Consider the following 16,978-nt stretch of genomic DNA (forward strand, 5'->3'; position numbering starts at 1 on the left):
AACAGATTTGACTGGCTAACCGCTACCGAGTGCCAGCTTCCATCGCCCGTCGGATCAGCGGCGCAACAGGCTGCTCATTTCAGGCAAATATGCCGCAACCTTTTCCCCGCTACTGCCACTAGAATGCTGCCATCGGGCCACCGTCAACGGAACTGCCAATGCCGCTCAGATCTGCGTTTTACTCCCAACGTTCGCTGGTATTGACGCTGGTCGCCCTCCTCGGCGCAGGCTTCCTCGCCACCTCGCTGCTCAGCTACTACGCCTCGCGGGCCTCGATCCGCGACAACATCGTCAACACCGAACTGCCGCTGACTTCCGACACCGTCTATTCGGAAATCCAGAAAGACCTTGTCAGACCGATCCTTATTTCCTCGATGATGTCTCGCGACACCTTCATGCGCGACTGGGTGGTGAACGGCGAGAAAGACAGTGACCAGATGACCCGCTACCTCGACGAGGTCATGACTCACTACGGTGCCTACACCGCGTTCTTCGTCTCCAACAGCAGCCACACCTACTACCACGCCAAGGGTGTGCTCAAGCAGGTGAAGATCGACGAGCCACGCGATGCCTGGTACTTCCGCGTGCGCGACATGAAAGATCCCTACGAGATCAACGTCGACCCGGACCTGGCCAACAAAGACAACATGACCTTTTTCATCAACTACAAGGTCTTCGATTACAACGATCGCTTCATCGGCGCCGCTGGCGTGGGACTGACGGTGGACGCGGTGATTAAGCTGATCGACAAGTATCAGCAGCGTTATCAACGCAGCGTTTATTTCGTCGACACTTTCGGCCGACTGGTACTGACCGGCGCCGAAGGCGGGCCGGAAGGTGCGCGGGTCGGGAAAAGCCTGACGGATCTCGACAGCATGAAAGGTCTGGTCAGCCAGTTACCCAAGCCCCACAGCGGCAGCTACGAATATTCCGCCCACGGCCAGGGACATTTCCTCAACGTGCGGTTTATTCCGGAGCTGAACTGGTACCTGTTCGTCGATAAACGCGAAGACGGTGCACTGAGCGAGATTCGCCAGTCGCTGTACCTCAATCTGCTGATCTGCCTGCTGGTGACGTTGATCGTGCTGGCGCTGGTCAATCGTTTGATCAAACGCTATCAGGACAAGATCCACGCCCAGGCCACCCTCGACAGCCTCACCGAACTGCCCAACCGCCGGGGCTTCGATCTGCTTGCCGTACAAGCCCTGCACGAAGCCCATCGCGAGCCGAAACCGCTGACGGCGCTGCTGCTGGATCTGGATCACTTCAAGGTGTTGAACGATACCTACGGACACATGGCCGGCGATCAGGTGCTGATCGGTTTCGCCCGGGACCTGCAAAGCTGCCTGCGCCATTCCGACATCGTCTGTCGTTGGGGCGGTGAGGAATTTATCGTTCTGCTGAAGGACACCGACGGCGAGACCGGTCAGAAGATTGCCGAGAAGATCCGCCAGCATGTCGAACAGCATGAATATGCCTACAACGGTCACACCCTGAATCTGACGGTCAGCATCGGCGCTACCACCCTGCAACGGGATGACACCTTGCACAGCCTGCTGTCCCGGGCCGATCATGCGATGTACCGGGCGAAACAGACCGGCCGCAATCGCATCTGCGTGGAAATGCATCAATCGACCTATGCCTGAGCCCCATGAACAAACCTGACCTCTGCCCGGCCTGCGGCGCCCGCAACGACTGCACCCTGGCCGACCCGCGCACCGCCGACCGCGCCTGCTGGTGCTACGGCGTGTCGATTGACCCGGCGGTGCTCGAAGCCCTGCCCGCGGAACTGCGCGACAAGTCCTGCCTGTGCCCGCGTTGCGCCCGGGTCGAGGCGCAACTGCAAGCGGCAAAGCCATCGATCCCGTAAGATGCGCGCCCCGCCTCCTGCCGATTCCTGATCATGCGTGTCGACCGTTTCCTCAGTAACCTGCCCCGCTACAACCGCAAGCAGGTTCGCCTGTTGCTGGTGGAAAAGCGCGTGCGCATTGACGGAAAAGTCGTCAGCGATCCCCACAGCGAAGTCCTGGAATTCAGCCGCGTCGAAGTCGACGACGAAGTGCTGCAAACGGGGAAACCGGCGCGCTATTTCATGTTGTACAAACCGCAGGGCTGCGTCAGCGCCACACGCGATCCCGAGCATCCAACCGTGCTCGACCTGATTCATGAGCCGGGCAAGGAAGACCTGCACATTGCCGGGCGCCTGGATTTCAACACCACCGGCCTGATGCTGATCACCAACGACGGCACCTGGTCCCGGCGCCTGACCCAGCCGCAGACCAAACTGCCAAAGGTCTATTACGTCGAGACCGAACAGGAGATCGGCCCGGAATATGCGGTCAAGTTTTCCGAGGGGATCTACTTCGCCTTCGAGGACCTGACCACCCAACCGGCGCAGCTGGAAGTGCTCGGCCCGCGAACGGCACGGCTGAGCATCGTCGAGGGTCGCTACCATCAGGTGAAGCGCATGTTCGGCCACTTCAACAACAAGGTGCTGCGCCTGCACCGCGAATCCATGGGCCTGCTGCGCCTGGATAACGCGCTAAAACCGGGCGAATACCGCGCCCTGCGCACCGAAGAGATCCATTTGTTCTAAGCCGCCGACCGCTCAGCAGAAGTTGTCGAACAATTTACCAACGGCACTTGCGCGATCCGGATCCCCCTGCTTGAATCAGGACGTCGGCCAAATTGTGACCGATGAGTCACATATAACTTCTAAGAAACCTTTTGCCGGTAGAGAGCCCTCAGGGCTCCGCCTCAGCCGGCAGATTGCCCGCCAATAACAATACCCGTCGACCTGCCGTTCCGGATCGACATGGGCTCCAAAATTCCAGGCGTATGCCTACCTGTCACAAAGCTCGTGCAATCTCTATTTGCGCGCATACCCGCTTGCCAGGAGTCTTATGACATGAGGCCAGAAATCGCTGTGCTGGATATACAGGGTCAGTATCGGGTTTACACGGAGTTCTATCGCGCAGACGCCGCGGAAAAGACCATTATTCTGGTCAACGGCTCGATGGCCACGACTGCGTCGTTTGCACAGACCGTGAAAAATCTGCACCCGCAATTCAACGTGGTTTGCTACGACCAGCCCTACGCGGGCAGGTCGAAAGTCCACAATCGCCACGAGAAACATCTGACGAAAGAAGTCGAAGGTCTGATCCTGCTGGAGCTGATCGACCACTTCGCCGCCGAACATGTGCTGTCATTTTCCTGGGGCGGCGCCGCGACCATGGTCGCTCTCGCGCACCAGCCCCGGCGCATCGAAAAAGCCGTGATCAGCTCGTTCTCTCCGGTGGTCAACGCGCACATGCTCGATTACTTGGAGCGCGGCGTCGAATGCCTCGGCAAACGCGACGGCGACCGGGTCGGCCATCTGGTCAACAACACCATCGGCAAACACCTGCCGTCGCTGTTCAAACGCTTCAACTATCGCCACGTCAGCAGCCTCGCCGAGCACGAATACGGGCAGATGCACTTTCACATCAGCAACGTGCTGAACAGTGATCGCCAGTGCTACCTGAACGCGGCGAAGAAGATCAACGTGCCGGTGCTGTTCATGAACGGTGAATGGGACGAATACACCGCCGCCGAAGACGCCCGGCTGTTTGGCAACCACGTGGCGCAAAGCACCTTCACCACCCTGCAGGCCACCGGGCACTTCCTCGACATGGAACACAAGTCCGCTTGCCGGGACAGCCAGAACGCCCTGCTCGGCTTCCTGAAACCTGCACAGCAGCCTATCAGCCGAACGCGTCACCCGTTTACTCAGGATCACCATGCATTGGCCGTTTGAAACAGTGTCGTCGCGAGCAAGCCTGCGGGTCCGGGATAAAGCCGTCCTACAGCCCGCAGCGCTTGCCCGCGATTGACCGATCCGGCTCTGATTCAGGCTTTTCCGCTCGCCACACGCAAAGAAAACTTCAAATCCGTGGCCGAGTCTGGTACAAAGTCAGCCGCTCTGAGCGGGTGTCGTATAATGGCATTACTCCAGCTTCCCAAGCTGATAACGAGGGTTCGATTCCCTTCACCCGCTCCAATCGAATTCATGTCCTGCGTCGAGGTTTGACGGGGGATGCGCAAACAGAAAAAACCGGCCTTGATGGCCGGTTTTTTTGTGTCTGCGTTTTGAGGTCAACTGCCTGTTCGGCAAAGAACAATTCAGAAACACACCGTTGATTGCAGATGCGCTATTTCTCCTTATGTTTAGGCTCCAGAGAAGCATACGAGAAATGACCTAATAGCTATGCTTGGGATAAATCACGGAGTAACCCCATGTTTTCCATGAAACCCGGCCCCCAAAAGGAGTACACGAGTCCATTCGCAGACTTCATTCGTAATGCGAAATCGGAAGAAAAGAAGCGCGTTTACAGTGAAGTGCTGACCGAAGCCACCAAAAAACAGAATGAAGTGATGCTGGCTGCACGTGAAAAGCAAGCCTGATTACGTTAGTGGATTCCAAAACTGCCCGGCCAAGTGCCGGGCTTTTTCATTCTGCCGTTGACGTGTTTTACGTGCTCTGGTGTACATCTGACATTGTTGGCGGAGGTCTCACATTACTCAGCGGCTTGGGATGTATTCTCTTCGATGAGCGGCTGCACCGACGCCGTCCGCCACGCTTCTTCCGTCCAACGCTCACCTAATGGATGTGCGTAGCTGTGCTTTTTCCGCTCAGTCTCGGGTTGTGGGGCTTTGTGGTTCAGCACGAACCATGGGGCTGCTGCCCTTACTGCTCCATCGTGATCAGCTTATCGCTGCAAATTCCGCATACGTATGATCCTTCTCCGACGGCGAAGTCAGGTTTAAACCCTCATAAGCAACGCTCCGTATTCAGGCCAAAGAAGCTGGTAACCAACCGGCACAGGGATTGACCATGAACGACACTGCTATTCCCGAGGGTTTCACTCTGCTGACCCGCAGCAGTCCGCTGCTCGACTTGCTTGGCCCGATCTATACCAGAGGCAGCGGCTTGCAACTTGAAATCGGTCTGCGGACAGACTCACGACATGCCAATGGACGGGGCACGTTGCATGGCGGGGTCCTGGCGACATTGGCGGACGTCGGCATGGGTTACGCCATGGCATTCTCCAGCGACCCTCCCCTGCCATTGATCACGGCGAGCATGACCCTGGACTATCTCAGCGCAGTGCAGATCAATGAGTGGCTCGAGGTACGCGTTGAGCACTCCAAGAAAGGACGGCAACTTGCGTTTGCCACTGTCGGGTTGCATGTCGGTAATCGAATGGTTGCCCGTGCCAGCGCAGTGTTCGCTTTGCCGCAGTAGTACCCCACCCGAATCCAACCGGTCTTGATGACCGGTTTTTTGTGCCCGCTTCGTTTCGCAGCAACGGCCCGCAATACACTCCCCATCCCGCTGAAGTATCCCCGCCTAGACTCCTTCGTGAACACCAGCTCCATCAAAGGACGATGACCGCTCGGTGGTTATAGTGTTGATCGTTAAAAAATCGTGGGTATAGTACCCACCAAGCACACCACAAGGAGGTGTTGTGAACAGCCGTTTTCTAATTGGCCAGCTCGTCGCAGACGGTTGGTATCTGGTGCGCATCAGGGGCAGTCATCATCACTTCAAGCATCCGATCAAACCTGGTTTGGTCACAGTGCCTCACCCGAAGAAGGATCTGCTCAAGAAAACGGCCATCAGCATTTTGCAACAGGCGCTGCTTTGACTCATTCGGTCAACTGCGCCGTGGAGGACGACACATGCTTTACCCGATCGCGATTTCAGTGGGTGACGAAGGACATGCCTGGGGAGTGGAGGTGCCGGATATTCCGGGCTGCTTCTCCGCTGGAGATGATCTGGACGACGCAATGGCCATGGCTCGCGAAGCCATCGAAGGCCATTTCGAGATTCTGGCCGAGGACGGTTCGCCGATCCCGCCAGCCAACAAGGTCACGCTGCATGCCGCCAATCCAAAATACGCCGGCTGCACGTGGGCGTTGGTGGACATCGATGTAACCAAATACCTGGGCAAAGCCCAGAAACTCAACATCACATTACCGGGCTACCTGCTGAACCGTATTGATGAATACGTGTTGCACCACCCGGAAGAGAAAAGCCGCTCCGGATTTCTGGCCTCGGCGGCGCTCAAGGTGTTGCAGCAAGGTTGAAGCTGATAAAAAACCGGTCTTGAAGACCGGTTTTTCTTACCCGCTGAAACGTCGCTTCGGTGTAGTTGTTTTCGATTCAGCGACGCCGGGATTTATGACAGCCTCAAAACTGCTTGTTTCTACATAAATCTACCGGCGTATAACGGGAGTCTCTATATACCGTTAGATTTCACTATATTTTGCTATTTATCCGGCTCAGCCTTTTCACCAAAACAATGCATCAGCCCTTCACCTCAACATGATCCAGCGCCTGATTCACCGCCAATTCCCCCAGCATCACGACCTGCGCAATCCCCAGCGCTGTCCTGCGATGGGACGGCTCGAGCACGGCGGCAAAGTTGCTGAGCATTTCGCTGGCCGAGCCCAGGGATTCGCAGGCGTTGGCGAGCAGGGATTCGGTGTTGTAGGCCGGGTTGGCGAGAAACATCGGTTCAGGCTGGTTGGTCGTGCCCATGACATGGGCGCCGGGACAGAGGTAGTGATCGAGGGCGCGATTGGCGGCGTCGTTGAGTTTTCTGGAGTCGATTGAGGTGTAGGGGGACGTTGGGTCGGTTTCGACTTCAGGTGGGTTCGGAGTAGGTTTGAACATGATTTCATCTCTCAAAGTACAAGTTTGAGCTGACCCATTCGGTTCCACGCGAAAGGAGGCAGCTGTACGCAGGTTGGAACCCGGGGAGAGACAACCCGGCAGACCCGAAGGTCTCCCGCGCACAGCCGCCATAACAGAGTGCACACATTCAAGGTGCGCAGCATACGTCATGAATAACGATTGTACGTTCCAACTCTCCTCGGGGTTCCAATCCCGATCGCCGACTCATCAGCGACCTTCACAGGCTAGAGCCCGCACTTCCGACGGACAACCTGAAAACCTTGTGGGAAGGATCAGCAAACTGGACCCACTCTTTAAACATCCCGAATCGAAAAACCGCGTTTACAGATCCCCAACACTCCGTCGGTTCTCACACTCGCCACGACCCGCTAGCATTTCCCCATCACCCACCACCCTCCCCCTGCGCGGCCATCGACGAATACGCGCCATCACGTTTCGAGGGACTTCAAATCGTGGCCGTTGAGCCACCCGAACCAAATTCAGACGAGCACCAAACCATGACCCAGAACATCTACGACGACCCCGAATTTTTCCAGGGCTACAGCCAGATGAACCGCTCCATCGGCGGCCTCGATGCCGCGCCGGAATGGCCGGCGCTGAAAGCCTTGTTGCCCTCCCTCCACGATTTGCAGGTAGTGGATCTGGGCTGCGGCTACGGCTGGTTCTGCCGCTGGGCCAGCGAACAAGGCGCAGCCGAGGTGCTGGGGCTGGATGTCTCGGAGAAAATGCTCGAACGAGCAAAGGAAACCACCTCGGCCGCGAACGTCCGCTACGAACGTGCCGACCTGGAACAGCTCGACTTGCCTGCGTGCACTTTCGATCTGGCCTACAGCTCACTGGCCCTGCACTACATCAAGGATCTCTCGGGGCTGTTCGCCAAGCTGCATGCGGCGCTGAAACCCGGTGCGCACTTTGTGTTTTCCATCGAGCACCCGATCTTCATGGCGCCGCGCAATCCGGGCTGGCTGGTCGACAGCGAGGGCCACAAGCGCTGGCCGCTGGACAGTTATCAGATGGAAGGCGAGCGGGTTACGAACTGGCTGGCGGACGGCGTGATCAAGCAGCATCGTACGGTCGGCACGCTACTCAATGCGTTGATCGGCGCAGGCTTCACGATTCAACACGTCAACGAATGGGGCCCGAGCGATGCAGAAGTGGCCGCACAACCGGCGCTCGCCGAGGAGCGCGAGCGGCCGATGATGATGTTAATTTCCGTGGAGCGTTAAACCGTAACGGGGAGAATTGCGATAGTGCTCTCCCCTTTCCGTAAAGTTTTGTAGAAAAGAAATGAGCCTTTCACTCTCGAACGCCACGAAACGTAGTGTCAGTCAAGAATACATGCCCCACAACTCGATTTATTTAAAGACCACCACAGACGAATTGATCAACTGCCAAATGAGGCGCTCTCTGGATGTAGGAGAGCAGATACCCATCTTTCTTTCTAAAATCATTTGCAATACTCCACCTCCTACCATTAGGAGTATACCAACACACATCACACCCAAAACAAACACCAACCCCCAAACAGCAAACCGAACCCAAAACTCTGAAAAAATCAACTCAACATTTTCCATTACCATCTTATAATTAGAGCCAGCAACCTTTAACAACACACTTCCAACCACAAACAGAATAGACAAAAGCGACAACCCGCCTAGTGGTTTAAGGCTAAAAAACCCAGACAAAAATCTATCCCCTAAATGCTTCATACGTCCTTTAGAAGCTTTTCTCAGCTCCTCTGCCTCAACAACAGCCTTGACCAACTCGATATATCGGTCAGGAGTTACAGAAAACGCCCGTTTCAACCACTTTTCTTTGTAATGATGCAGGTCTCGCCGACTATAAATCGCCCCATAACCAAGCAAACCCGCCTTGCGAAGGCTTATCGAACGCCATATTGGCTCATACCACTTTTCAAGAATTACAATTGCGACAATCTCAAAAAACACCATCAAAAACAAAAAAATCAACGATATAAAATCAAACAAGCCTTGCTTTATAAAAAGGCCAGAAAATGAAAAAAGCGCACAACTAATCAACATACAAGCAAACATAAAAATAGCGAATTTAAAGTGCCGATACCTCCATGCACCTTTTACCGATCGATGAAAAAAAACCTTAGAAAATTCTATTGCTAAGGAATCAAATTTCTTCAACGCAATATTGCTCACACACCCTTCTCCACCAGCACCAATAAGAATACCCATAACAAATAATCTACTAGCGTTCATCGAGTCGCGACGATGAACAACCGCGGAAACGGCAACAACACCGCCCCATCCGCCAGCGCCGGATAAGCCTTCGCCACCTCCGCCAGATAGTGCGCCAGATAGTCCGCCCGCTCCGCTTCCGTCAGCGGACTGAGGAACGGAATCAAACCGCTGCCCTTGAACCATTCGACAACGCCTGAAGCGCCGCCCGCCAACTGATGGTGATAGGTGGTGCGCCACACATCGACCCGCGAACAATGCGGACGCAGCATCGAAAAATAAGCACTGGCATCCGCCATCTCGGTCCGCTGCCCCGCCGCACCGGCCAGTTTGCTGGCCCAAGGCCCGTTGGCAGCCACTTCGCGCATCAACCGATGGGACGGCTCGTTGAGGTTGTCCGGCATCTGAATCGCCAGACTGCCACCCTGCGCCAGCTTGCCCGCCAGTGCCGGCAGCAACGTCCCGTGATCCGGCACCCACTGCAACACCGCATTGGCGAAGATCACATCGAACGGCCCTGCATCCGCCCACTTATCAATGTCCGCCACCTCGAACTGCAACTGCGGCAGACGCTTGCGCGCGGCGTCGATCATGTCCGGCGAACTGTCGAGCCCCTGCACTTTCGCCCCCGGAAAACGCTCCACCAGCAGCTCGGTCGAGTTGCCGGGGCCACAACCGATATCGACCACGGAGCGCGCCTCCCCCGTGGGAATCGCCGCCAGCAGGTCACGGGCCGGGCGGGTGCGTTCATCTTCGAAAGCGACGTATTGTTTGGCGGACCAGGTCATTGCGTTCTCCTGTCTTGGACGTTTTGGCGAAACGTGGAAAAAGCGGCTGCCGTCACGATACAGCGAACGTGTTTATCTGCCTTCCCCTACGTACGTCCGATATCGCCGGGATTACCGTCTGCGGCAGTTTCCATAAAGAGCAGAAAACTGTAAGCAGAATTTTCCTCCCTCCCCCGCTGTCTGAATTTCAAGCTCCCCCCACAAGGAATACCGCCATGAAATTCGCAAAGATTTCCCAGACGCTTGCACTCTGGGCCGGCAGTCCGAAGACGTTCATGGGGGCTTTGATTCTGATCGGGCTGTGGGGGTTGAGCGGGCCGATTTTTCATTTCAATGACACCTGGCAGCTGATCATCAACACCTCGACCACGATCATCACGTTCCTGATGGTGTTCCTGATCCAGAACACCCAGAACCGCGATACCGACATCCTGCATCTGAAGCTCGATGAGTTGCTGCGGGTGAACAAGGAGGCGCAGAACGCGATGCTCGGGCTGGAGTCGCTGGATCTCAAGCAGCTGGAGGCGTTGCGCAGGCACTACCGTTCTCTGGGTGAAAACGAGGTGTTCGACCTGGAGGGACTGGGGCACAAGAGCAAACCGAAGCAGGACCTGAATGACTGCTGAATAAAAAACGGCGCCTTGAGCGCCGTTTTTTGTTTGACCCGGTTTCAGCGACTGGCTTGCAGCGCGCGCGCCATCTCCAGGTGGCTTTGCAGTTTCGGCAGGGTCTCGTCGGCGAAGGCCTTGATTTCCGGCACGTCGGTGGTCTGAGCTTCCTGCTGGATCTGTTCGATGGCTTCTTCCGTGGCTTTGACCTGGCTCGCGGCATAGGCCTGATCGAAAGATGCGCCATCCTTCACTTCCGGAATCAGCGTCTTGGCCTTGTCGGCAAGCTCTTCGCGCGGTGCCACAGGCAGATCCAGCTTCTTGGCGATTTTCGCCAGATGCTGGTTGGCCGTGGTGCGGTCGTTGATGACCACGATGGTGTAATCCTTGACCTCTTTGGATTCGGCCTTGCTGTGGGCCTGGCGGCTGGCTTCGATGTCGGCCATGCCTTTGGCCGAGGCTTCGTTGATGAAGTCGGCGGGCGACTGGGCAAATGCGCTGCCGGCACTCAGGCCCAGCAGGGTGACAAAACTGATGTTGCGTACTCGGGTGGCCATCCGGCTCATGGTCGCGCCCTCCTTCTCGGCAAATTCAAGCGGGAGCTTGCGCCCCCGCCTCTCAATCAAAACAACCTTCGCCGACTACTTCGATTTCTGAGCGGGCTTGCGGCCCATTTCAGTTTTAGGTTCTTTATCGACAGTCGTGGTGGTGGTTTTCCCACCCTTGCGACCGGCTTCAGAGGCCTTCGTTCGATCGTTGGCAAAGTTTCCCGAGTTCGAGTTTCTTGAGTTAGGCATGATTCTCTTCCTCTTGGTATTGATCGTCAGCGAGCAGATGCCCGCCTGGATTGAGAATTCGCCAGCCCCCAAAGGTTTAGAAAAGTTGCCGTTGCCGCGACGAACGGCGGCCGCCAGTCAGATATCCCGCGCCCGATGATTTTCCCGTTTGGCGGCGTACATCGCCTGATCGGCGTGGCGAAACAGTTGCTGCTCATGGTGGCCATGCTCGGGAAAACGCGCGACACCGATGCTCGGCTCGATGTGCAGGTTGTGCCCGTCCAGACGCATGGGTTGCACCAGCACCTGTCGGATCTTTTCCGCCACGTTGTCGGCATCGTCGGGGGCGTGGACGCTGTGCAGCAGCACCACGAATTCGTCGCCGCCGATCCGCGCCACGGTGTCGGTCTCGCGCACGCAGCCCTTGAGGCGGTTGGCCACGGTCTGCAGGAGCATGTCGCCGACGCCGTGGCCGAAGGTGTCGTTGACCTGCTTGAAGCGATCCAGATCGACATACAGCAGCGCCATGTGCCCCGAGGTTTCCCGAGCGCTGGCCAGCGCAGCCTTCAGCCGATCACGCAACAATTCGCGATTGGGCAATTGGGTCAGTTGATCGTATTGCGCCATGCGCCGCAGGCGGGCGTGCAATTGCTGGCGTTCGATGGCGGTGGCGACCTGGGCGCAGACGTATTGCAGCAGTTCCTTGTCGCGCTCGGTGTAGCGTTCGCCGCCGGGCAGGCTTTTGACGATCAGGGCGCCGATGGTGCCGTTCTTCGAGTTCAACGGTACACCGAGCCAGCAAGGCGATTGCTGCCCTGCCACCAGCGCTTCGAAGCCTGCCGGGGCCTGCGGGCAATCCGGGGTCAGCAGGATCGGCTGGCCGCTGCGGATGACCTCGGCGCACAGTCGACCGGTCACCGTGCCGGGTTGCTCCGGTTGCAACTCGTCATCGTCGACGTGATAGGGGAAATTCAGTTTTGCACAGTGTTCGTCATACAGCGCCACGGAGAAATTCAGCGCCGGTAGCCACTCGCCGATGATCGTGTGAATGCGCTTGAACAGCGCCAGCAGATCCTCCGCCGCATGAGCCGCCTCGGAGATCGCATACAACGCCGCCTGTCGGGATTCGGCCAGTTTGCGCTCGGTGATGTCCCGGGCCACGGCGATGCGCAGTTGATCGACTTCCGACCAGCGTGCCGACCAGAGGATATGCACAAGGCTGCCGTCCTTGCGCACGTAGCGGTTTTCGAAATTGTGCTTGGGCTCGCCGCCCATGATGTCGCTGGCGGCGGCCAGGGTGCGTTCACGGTCGGCGGGATAGACGTAGTCGATCATCGACTGGCCGATCAACTCGTCAGGGGTGTAGCCGAGAATCCGCTCGCAGGCTGCGCTGACAAAAACGAAGCGACCTTGTTTGTCGACCGCACAAACGGCGTCCAGCAACAGATCGATGTAACTCGCCAAGGGCGCAGAATTTCGGCTTTCCATGGTTCAGCGTGGGTGTCCGGGCAATGCAGCACTGATCAACCGTCCCTGACCTCGACCTCGCGTCCCAGCGATTTTCTTCAAGTCTTGCTCGGCATCAGCCCCGGCAACGCGTGCACCAGGGCATTGATGGCGAAACCGATGAACATTACCCCGCACAACCGGGTGATGGCCAGTTCATGGCGCTGATACAGCGTACGCACCTGACGGGCGCCGACAACGCCAATGAGAATAGCGTAGGCGAGCAATCCGCCGAGGAAGCTCAAGGCAATCAGCATCGGCAGCATCGACCAGCTGAGCAGTTCGGCGCGGCTCGACAGCAGCGCGGTGAACGTCGCCACCGCCACCGGGTAGGCCTTGGGGTTGGTCAGGCCGAACAGGATGCCGTGCCAGAACGGCTGACGTGCCGCGCCCTGGGGCTGATCGCCGTTGCTGCGTTTGGCCCGCACCGCGCGCCAGCCGAGCCAGAACAGGTACAGACCGCTGAGCACACCGAGCACATCGAACGCGGTGCTGCCGATTTCCCGGGCGCCGACAATCGCGATCAGCGCGGTGCTGCACCAGATCACATCGCCCAGCAGATGCCCGCACAGGAATCCCGCCCCGGCCCGACGACCGCGCGCGGCGCCGATGCCGAACACCGCCAGCACACCCGGCCCCGGCGTGATGCCGTAGATGAAACCCGAGGCCAGCACGGCCATAAGCAACGATGGAGTCATGGAATACCTGCAAGCGCCGGAAAACGTGGCCGCCAGTCTATCCCAGCGGTTTGTGAATATTCACGACTCGTTGAAAAAACGCATCCCCGCGTAGGGCTTTTGCCGACACGCGGCCAGTCGCGAGGCCAGATCGCCGACATGCGCTTCGAGTTTGTGACCGTCCGGATCGAGGAAGTAGAACGACGCACCTTCGCTGCGGTTGTCGCGCCACTCCTGCACGTTCGCGGCACGAAGCTGCTGCACGAACAGCGGGAAATCCGCAGCGCCGAGGCTGAAGGCGTAGTGGGTGTAGTCGGCGGCGGGCTCGGGTTGGCGTTGCGCATCGAGGGACAGGCACAACCACAGCCCCGGGAGCGACAGGTAGGCACCGGCGTCCCACGTGGCCTCGACTCGCAGCTTGAGGACATCGCGGTAGAACGCGAGGCTGCGATCCAGGTCGCTGACGGCGAGGGTCAGGTGGTTGAGGCCGGTGAGCATCAGGTCAGTAACCTCGGAGGTCTTCGGGGATGGTGTATTGCTTGCCGTCGTAGATCAGGGTGATTTGGGTGTTTTTCAGGTCGGTGGTTTTGGAAACGCACTCTTTGCCTGACTGGGTCGATGAGGATACCGAACCACTCGAAGAAACGATCAAATCCGCAAACCCATTGTGGCTGGACGGGCCGATTTCCACGGTCCTGCGGATTTGCGTGTCCTTGTTTTCACAATCCCCCGAACCCTCACCGAATACCTTGCGAATGACCAGCCCCTCAAGCACCGGCCGCAACTTGGCACCTTCACGTACGTACAGCGCCAAATCTGTCCTCGAGTAAGGGTTGGCGCTGGAGAGATGGATAGAGAAATCCGAACGTAACCCGAAGGCGCGAACGTCCGATGCGAGACGGTAACGGGCGGTATCGATCTTCAGGTCGTCGAACCGGGTGGCATCAGAGTTGTAGGCACCGGGCTTGGCATAAGTCGCCAGTGGTTTGGCGTCGGAAGCGTTGAGCAGCGACAGTTCCAGATCAAATACTCCGTCCTGATCACCTTCCGAATCCGGCACGAACGTGGACTTCGCCGAGATCGCCTTGTCCGGGAAGGCCGGCCACACCTTGCAGCGTGAAAGGGAATGGCCGTCGAGTTTCTTGACCTCACAGGCGGCGTGGGCCTGAGTGGTGATAGCCAGAAAACCGAGGGCGATGAAAAGTCGGGTTGGGGTAAACATTGTTCTTCCTTGAAATAAGTCGCGTTGGTTCTGTATCACTCGATGGCTTTGAAACCTTTAGGCAAAACGTATGATTTACCGTCATAGCGAAGGGTTGTCAGCACAGGTTTACCGGTTGTGGTTTTCTCTTCACAAGTGTCTGGATCACCTTTTCCAACAACTCCCGTCGTCACCGATCTGACGATCAGATCGGCGTAACCATGAGAACTGGTCTTTCCAATTTCGATAGTGCGCAGGGTACTGGCACGTTCGCCCGCACAATTTCCATCCCACTCTCCGTTGTAGCGATACATCACAAGCCGATCCAGAACTGGCCGTAACGTGTCGCCCTCTTTCACGTAAAGGGACAGCGAAGTCTCATCCATGGGATTGACGCGGGAAGAGCCTTTGAAAACGACACGTACACCAAAAGCCCGAATTTCAGGGGTCAATTTGTAGCGCGCGGTATCGAACTCCACACTTTCCAGCGCGAAGGCATCGGACAAGAATGCAGAAGGCTTGTAATAGGTGGCCAGAGGCTCTGAAACTTCGACCGAAACGACAGAAAGAGCAAGGTCGTAACTACCGACATCACCGGTTTTGCCATACACCGGATCCGGCTCAAACTTCGAAACCGCATTCAGCGTTAGTCCGGGATACGCCGGCCACTCCTTGCAAACGGAAAAATCCCGCGGGTTCGTCACTGGCGCAGGCACACAATCAGCCAAAACCTGCCCCGCCATCAACGCCCCGCAAAGCGCCAGACACCCCATCACCCCAGACTTCACTGTCACGCCCCGCTCCTTGATGTTTTTCAGCCGCGCACTATCCCCTCCCCGATCCGCCGATTCAACCAGTTCAACGCCTGATCCCCACCCCGCCGCTTGTGCCACGCCGAGACAAAGGTAAATGGTGCGATCTCGAACGGCGGTGGCACGACGATCAGCGCCTCCTCATCAATATCATTCAACGCCCGCGAAGCCACCGTGAGGATCAGATCCGTGCCACTGATGAACTGCGGCGCGACGCTCCAGTGCGGCAGGCTGACGGCGACGCGGCGGCGCTCGCGCAGGGCGGTCAGGGTACGTTCGATTTCCGGCGTGCCGCTGCCGCGCATTTCCAGCAGAACGTGGGGTCGGGAAAGGTAGGTTGGCAGGTCGAGAACACCTTCGGCGGGAAGGCTTTGACGATCCAGCAGGCAGACATAGCGCTCCTCGAAAAGCGGCGTGCTGCACAACTCGCCGGGCAACTCCGGGAGCACGCCGGCAGCGAGGTCGATGTCGCCGTTGAGAAGCCCCTCGACCATCCCTTCGCGACTGGCGTGGCTGATTTGCAGGTCGATGCCCGGTGCTTCGCGGCGCAACGTACGAATCAGGCCGGGCAGGATAATCGCCGCGCCGTAATCCGACATCGCAAGCCGAAAGGTCCGACGGGCGCTGGCCGGGGCGAAAGTGTTCGGCGCCAGCAGCGATTGCACCTGAGCCAGGGCCTCGGCCAGAGGTGCAACCAGTTCCAACGCTCGGGCGGTAGGCACCAGCCCCGAACCGGCCCGCACCAGCAGCGGATCACCGAGCAGGTCGCGCAATCGCGCCAGCGCATGGCTGACCGCCGGTTGACTCAAGTGCAGACGCTCCGCAGCGCGGGTGACGTGCTGCTCGCCGAGCAGGGCGTCGAGGATCACCAGCAGGTTGAGATCGATGCGCCGAAGATCATTCATCTGATGCATGTTCCGCATGACAAAACAGAATTTAAATCTGCGCGACGAATACCCTAGAGTCCAGCAAAACCTTGCTGGAGAACGATCATGAGTACGTTGCATTGGGCCGGTCTGTTGCTACTGGCGGCAGTGGCCGGGGCTGTCGTCCCGTTTCAAAGTGCAATCAATACCAATCTGGCCCGAGGGTTGGGCCATCCCTTGTGGGCGACGTTGGCGTCATTGCTGGTCAGCGTGCTGGTGTTGTTGCCGGTGATTGCCGCGCTGCGTTTGCCGTTGCCATCGCTGGTTTTCATCGGCAAGGCGCCGCTGTGGATGTGGGCCGGTGGTGCGTTCGGGGTGTGTTTTGTGGCACTGGCGGTGGTGCTGGTGCCGAAACTCGGGGCATCGGGTTTTGTCGCGCTGGCACTGGCCGGACAGGTGCTGGCTTCGATGGTGCTGGATCACTTCGGGTTATTCGGACTGCTGGAGAAGCAACTCACATTGCCCCGGGTATTCGGCGCGGTGCTGCTGATGGCAGGCGTGGTGCTGATCCAGTTCTCCCCGGCGCTGGAAAAGAGCGCCACCGCCGTTGGATAACAGGGCAAAGGTAAGCCCTTCACTACCTGGGTTGTCGGGCATTTCACCGCCTTACAACCGTGCGGGGTATCGCCCTACAAGCAAAACTCCAACAGCCCTCAGCGCTATCGGATATGGCCGATTCTGACCCGAAGTCGCGCTCTGTAAAGTCTGGCAACACACACAAATTGCAACACCCCA

Annotated in this window: 21 protein-coding genes and 1 tRNA gene; 12 read left to right on the forward strand and 10 right to left on the reverse strand. The window is 57.8% G+C overall.

All coding sequences use genetic code 11. The features are described from left to right. Positions 1-158 precede the first annotated feature (158 nt). The 9 genes from AC07NR_RS01695 to AC07NR_RS01735 all read left to right on the forward strand — a co-directional run bounded on the left by AC07NR_RS01695 (position 159) and on the right by AC07NR_RS01735 (position 6,129). A complete protein-coding gene (locus AC07NR_RS01695; RefSeq protein ID WP_119428762.1) occupies positions 159-1,646 on the forward strand; it encodes a sensor domain-containing diguanylate cyclase in 1,488 nt (495 codons plus the stop codon). 5 nt (positions 1,647-1,651) lie between these two features. Further along, positions 1,652-1,870: a cysteine-rich CWC family protein gene (locus tag AC07NR_RS01700; protein ID WP_248742823.1), complete on the forward strand. Its 219-nt coding sequence runs from the start codon at positions 1,652-1,654 to the stop codon at positions 1,868-1,870. 33 nt (positions 1,871-1,903) lie between these two features. Next, on the forward strand, positions 1,904-2,596 hold the full coding sequence (locus AC07NR_RS01705) for a pseudouridine synthase (RefSeq protein WP_495077677.1): 693 nt from the start codon (positions 1,904-1,906) through the stop codon (positions 2,594-2,596). Between the two features lie 312 nt (positions 2,597-2,908). Then, on the forward strand, positions 2,909-3,796 hold the full coding sequence (locus AC07NR_RS01710) for an alpha/beta fold hydrolase (RefSeq protein WP_265812061.1): 888 nt from the start codon (positions 2,909-2,911) through the stop codon (positions 3,794-3,796). 169 nt (positions 3,797-3,965) lie between these two features. Further along, a tRNA-Gly gene (locus AC07NR_RS01715) sits at positions 3,966-4,039 on the forward strand. Positions 4,040-4,275: 236 nt separating this feature from the next. Further along, complete coding sequence (locus AC07NR_RS01720) at positions 4,276-4,443, forward strand: hypothetical protein (RefSeq protein WP_265812062.1); 168 nt, start codon at positions 4,276-4,278, stop codon at positions 4,441-4,443. Positions 4,444-4,873: 430 nt separating this feature from the next. Beyond that, entirely contained in the window at positions 4,874-5,284 is a 411-nt protein-coding gene (locus tag AC07NR_RS01725) for a PaaI family thioesterase (RefSeq protein ID WP_495077678.1), read from the forward strand. Between the two features lie 223 nt (positions 5,285-5,507). Continuing rightward, positions 5,508-5,687 (forward strand): type II toxin-antitoxin system HicA family toxin, encoded by a 180-nt coding sequence (locus tag AC07NR_RS01730; RefSeq protein ID WP_495077679.1) that lies wholly within the window; start codon positions 5,508-5,510, stop codon positions 5,685-5,687. 34 nt (positions 5,688-5,721) lie between these two features. Continuing rightward, positions 5,722-6,129 carry a type II toxin-antitoxin system HicB family antitoxin gene (locus AC07NR_RS01735; protein WP_085710213.1) on the forward strand — a complete coding sequence of 136 codons (408 nt, stop codon included), beginning with the start codon at positions 5,722-5,724 and terminating at the stop codon, positions 6,127-6,129. A gap of 220 nt (positions 6,130-6,349) precedes the next feature. Here the strand turns inward: AC07NR_RS01735 and AC07NR_RS01740 are convergent, their stop codons facing one another. Next, positions 6,350-6,718, reverse strand: a complete 369-nt coding sequence (locus tag AC07NR_RS01740; RefSeq protein WP_495077680.1) for a DUF6124 family protein — start codon at positions 6,716-6,718, stop codon at positions 6,350-6,352. Between the two features lie 518 nt (positions 6,719-7,236). Here AC07NR_RS01740 and AC07NR_RS01745 point away from each other — a divergent pair. Beyond that, positions 7,237-7,965: a class I SAM-dependent methyltransferase gene (locus tag AC07NR_RS01745; RefSeq protein WP_305834740.1), complete on the forward strand. Its 729-nt coding sequence runs from the start codon at positions 7,237-7,239 to the stop codon at positions 7,963-7,965. Between the two features lie 1,001 nt (positions 7,966-8,966). Here AC07NR_RS01745 and tam read toward each other — a convergent pair. Beyond that, positions 8,967-9,737, reverse strand: coding sequence for a trans-aconitate 2-methyltransferase (tam, locus tag AC07NR_RS01750; RefSeq protein WP_305834742.1), 771 nt, complete (start codon positions 9,735-9,737; stop codon positions 8,967-8,969). A gap of 215 nt (positions 9,738-9,952) precedes the next feature. On the opposite strand from tam, the gene AC07NR_RS01755 reads away from it, so the two are divergent. Then, positions 9,953-10,363 (forward strand): low affinity iron permease family protein, encoded by a 411-nt coding sequence (locus AC07NR_RS01755; protein WP_305834743.1) that lies wholly within the window; start codon positions 9,953-9,955, stop codon positions 10,361-10,363. Between the two features lie 44 nt (positions 10,364-10,407). On the opposite strand, the gene AC07NR_RS01760 is transcribed toward AC07NR_RS01755, so the two are convergent. The 8 genes from AC07NR_RS01760 to AC07NR_RS01795 all read right to left on the reverse strand — a co-directional run bounded on the left by AC07NR_RS01760 (position 10,408) and on the right by AC07NR_RS01795 (position 16,231). Next, on the reverse strand, positions 10,408-10,911 hold the full coding sequence (locus AC07NR_RS01760) for a DUF4142 domain-containing protein (RefSeq protein ID WP_248738054.1): 504 nt from the start codon (positions 10,909-10,911) through the stop codon (positions 10,408-10,410). Positions 10,912-10,986: 75 nt separating this feature from the next. Next, the gene (locus tag AC07NR_RS01765) at positions 10,987-11,142 is read right to left on the reverse strand and encodes a KGG domain-containing protein (protein WP_082302357.1); all 156 of its coding nucleotides are present in this window, start codon (positions 11,140-11,142) and stop codon (positions 10,987-10,989) included. A gap of 117 nt (positions 11,143-11,259) precedes the next feature. Beyond that, positions 11,260-12,609, reverse strand: a complete 1,350-nt coding sequence (locus AC07NR_RS01770) for a sensor domain-containing protein (protein WP_495077681.1) — start codon at positions 12,607-12,609, stop codon at positions 11,260-11,262. A gap of 77 nt (positions 12,610-12,686) precedes the next feature. Next, the gene (locus AC07NR_RS01775; protein WP_495077682.1) at positions 12,687-13,325 is read right to left on the reverse strand and encodes a LysE family translocator; all 639 of its coding nucleotides are present in this window, start codon (positions 13,323-13,325) and stop codon (positions 12,687-12,689) included. A gap of 60 nt (positions 13,326-13,385) precedes the next feature. Beyond that, the gene (gene fos, locus AC07NR_RS01780; protein WP_192553032.1) at positions 13,386-13,802 is read right to left on the reverse strand and encodes a fosfomycin resistance glutathione transferase; all 417 of its coding nucleotides are present in this window, start codon (positions 13,800-13,802) and stop codon (positions 13,386-13,388) included. A 4-nt stretch (positions 13,803-13,806) separates the two neighbouring features. After that, complete coding sequence (locus tag AC07NR_RS01785) at positions 13,807-14,526, reverse strand: PA3715 family protein (RefSeq protein WP_305834746.1); 720 nt, start codon at positions 14,524-14,526, stop codon at positions 13,807-13,809. Between the two features lie 35 nt (positions 14,527-14,561). Continuing rightward, a complete protein-coding gene (locus AC07NR_RS01790) occupies positions 14,562-15,299 on the reverse strand; it encodes a PA3715 family protein (RefSeq protein ID WP_305834747.1) in 738 nt (245 codons plus the stop codon). A 20-nt stretch (positions 15,300-15,319) separates the two neighbouring features. Then, the gene (locus AC07NR_RS01795; RefSeq protein ID WP_495077683.1) at positions 15,320-16,231 is read right to left on the reverse strand and encodes a LysR family transcriptional regulator; all 912 of its coding nucleotides are present in this window, start codon (positions 16,229-16,231) and stop codon (positions 15,320-15,322) included. Positions 16,232-16,309: 78 nt separating this feature from the next. On the opposite strand from AC07NR_RS01795, the gene AC07NR_RS01800 reads away from it, so the two are divergent. Beyond that, on the forward strand, positions 16,310-16,798 hold the full coding sequence (locus AC07NR_RS01800; protein ID WP_495077684.1) for a DMT family transporter: 489 nt from the start codon (positions 16,310-16,312) through the stop codon (positions 16,796-16,798). The last annotated feature ends 180 nt before the right edge of the window (positions 16,799-16,978 follow it).

The sequence above is a fragment of the Pseudomonas sp. GW821-FHT09C09 genome, from assembly GCF_059418105.1.

Bases quoted from the DNA above. Each gene is read 5' to 3' on its own strand.
- AC07NR_RS01695 (WP_119428762.1), top strand. From the start codon at position 159: ATGCCGCTCAGATCTGCGTTTTACTCCCAACGTTCGCTGGTATTGACG.
- AC07NR_RS01700 (WP_248742823.1), top strand. From the start codon at position 1,652: ATGAACAAACCTGACCTCTGCCCGGCCTGCGGCGCCCGCAACGACTGC.
- AC07NR_RS01705 (WP_495077677.1), top strand. From the start codon at position 1,904: ATGCGTGTCGACCGTTTCCTCAGTAACCTGCCCCGCTACAACCGCAAG.
- AC07NR_RS01710 (WP_265812061.1), top strand. From the start codon at position 2,909: ATGAGGCCAGAAATCGCTGTGCTGGATATACAGGGTCAGTATCGGGTT.
- AC07NR_RS01720 (WP_265812062.1), top strand. From the start codon at position 4,276: ATGTTTTCCATGAAACCCGGCCCCCAAAAGGAGTACACGAGTCCATTC.
- AC07NR_RS01725 (WP_495077678.1), top strand. From the start codon at position 4,874: ATGAACGACACTGCTATTCCCGAGGGTTTCACTCTGCTGACCCGCAGC.
- AC07NR_RS01735 (WP_085710213.1), top strand. From the start codon at position 5,722: ATGCTTTACCCGATCGCGATTTCAGTGGGTGACGAAGGACATGCCTGG.
- AC07NR_RS01740 (WP_495077680.1), bottom strand. From the start codon at position 6,718: ATGTTCAAACCTACTCCGAACCCACCTGAAGTCGAAACCGACCCAACG.
- AC07NR_RS01745 (WP_305834740.1), top strand. From the start codon at position 7,237: ATGACCCAGAACATCTACGACGACCCCGAATTTTTCCAGGGCTACAGC.
- tam (WP_305834742.1), bottom strand. From the start codon at position 9,737: ATGACCTGGTCCGCCAAACAATACGTCGCTTTCGAAGATGAACGCACC.
- AC07NR_RS01755 (WP_305834743.1), top strand. From the start codon at position 9,953: ATGAAATTCGCAAAGATTTCCCAGACGCTTGCACTCTGGGCCGGCAGT.
- AC07NR_RS01760 (WP_248738054.1), bottom strand. From the start codon at position 10,911: ATGAGCCGGATGGCCACCCGAGTACGCAACATCAGTTTTGTCACCCTG.
- AC07NR_RS01765 (WP_082302357.1), bottom strand. From the start codon at position 11,142: ATGCCTAACTCAAGAAACTCGAACTCGGGAAACTTTGCCAACGATCGA.
- AC07NR_RS01770 (WP_495077681.1), bottom strand. From the start codon at position 12,609: ATGGAAAGCCGAAATTCTGCGCCCTTGGCGAGTTACATCGATCTGTTG.
- AC07NR_RS01775 (WP_495077682.1), bottom strand. From the start codon at position 13,325: ATGACTCCATCGTTGCTTATGGCCGTGCTGGCCTCGGGTTTCATCTAC.
- fos (WP_192553032.1), bottom strand. From the start codon at position 13,802: ATGCTCACCGGCCTCAACCACCTGACCCTCGCCGTCAGCGACCTGGAT.
- AC07NR_RS01785 (WP_305834746.1), bottom strand. From the start codon at position 14,526: ATGTTTACCCCAACCCGACTTTTCATCGCCCTCGGTTTTCTGGCTATC.
- AC07NR_RS01795 (WP_495077683.1), bottom strand. From the start codon at position 16,231: ATGCATCAGATGAATGATCTTCGGCGCATCGATCTCAACCTGCTGGTG.
- AC07NR_RS01800 (WP_495077684.1), top strand. From the start codon at position 16,310: ATGAGTACGTTGCATTGGGCCGGTCTGTTGCTACTGGCGGCAGTGGCC.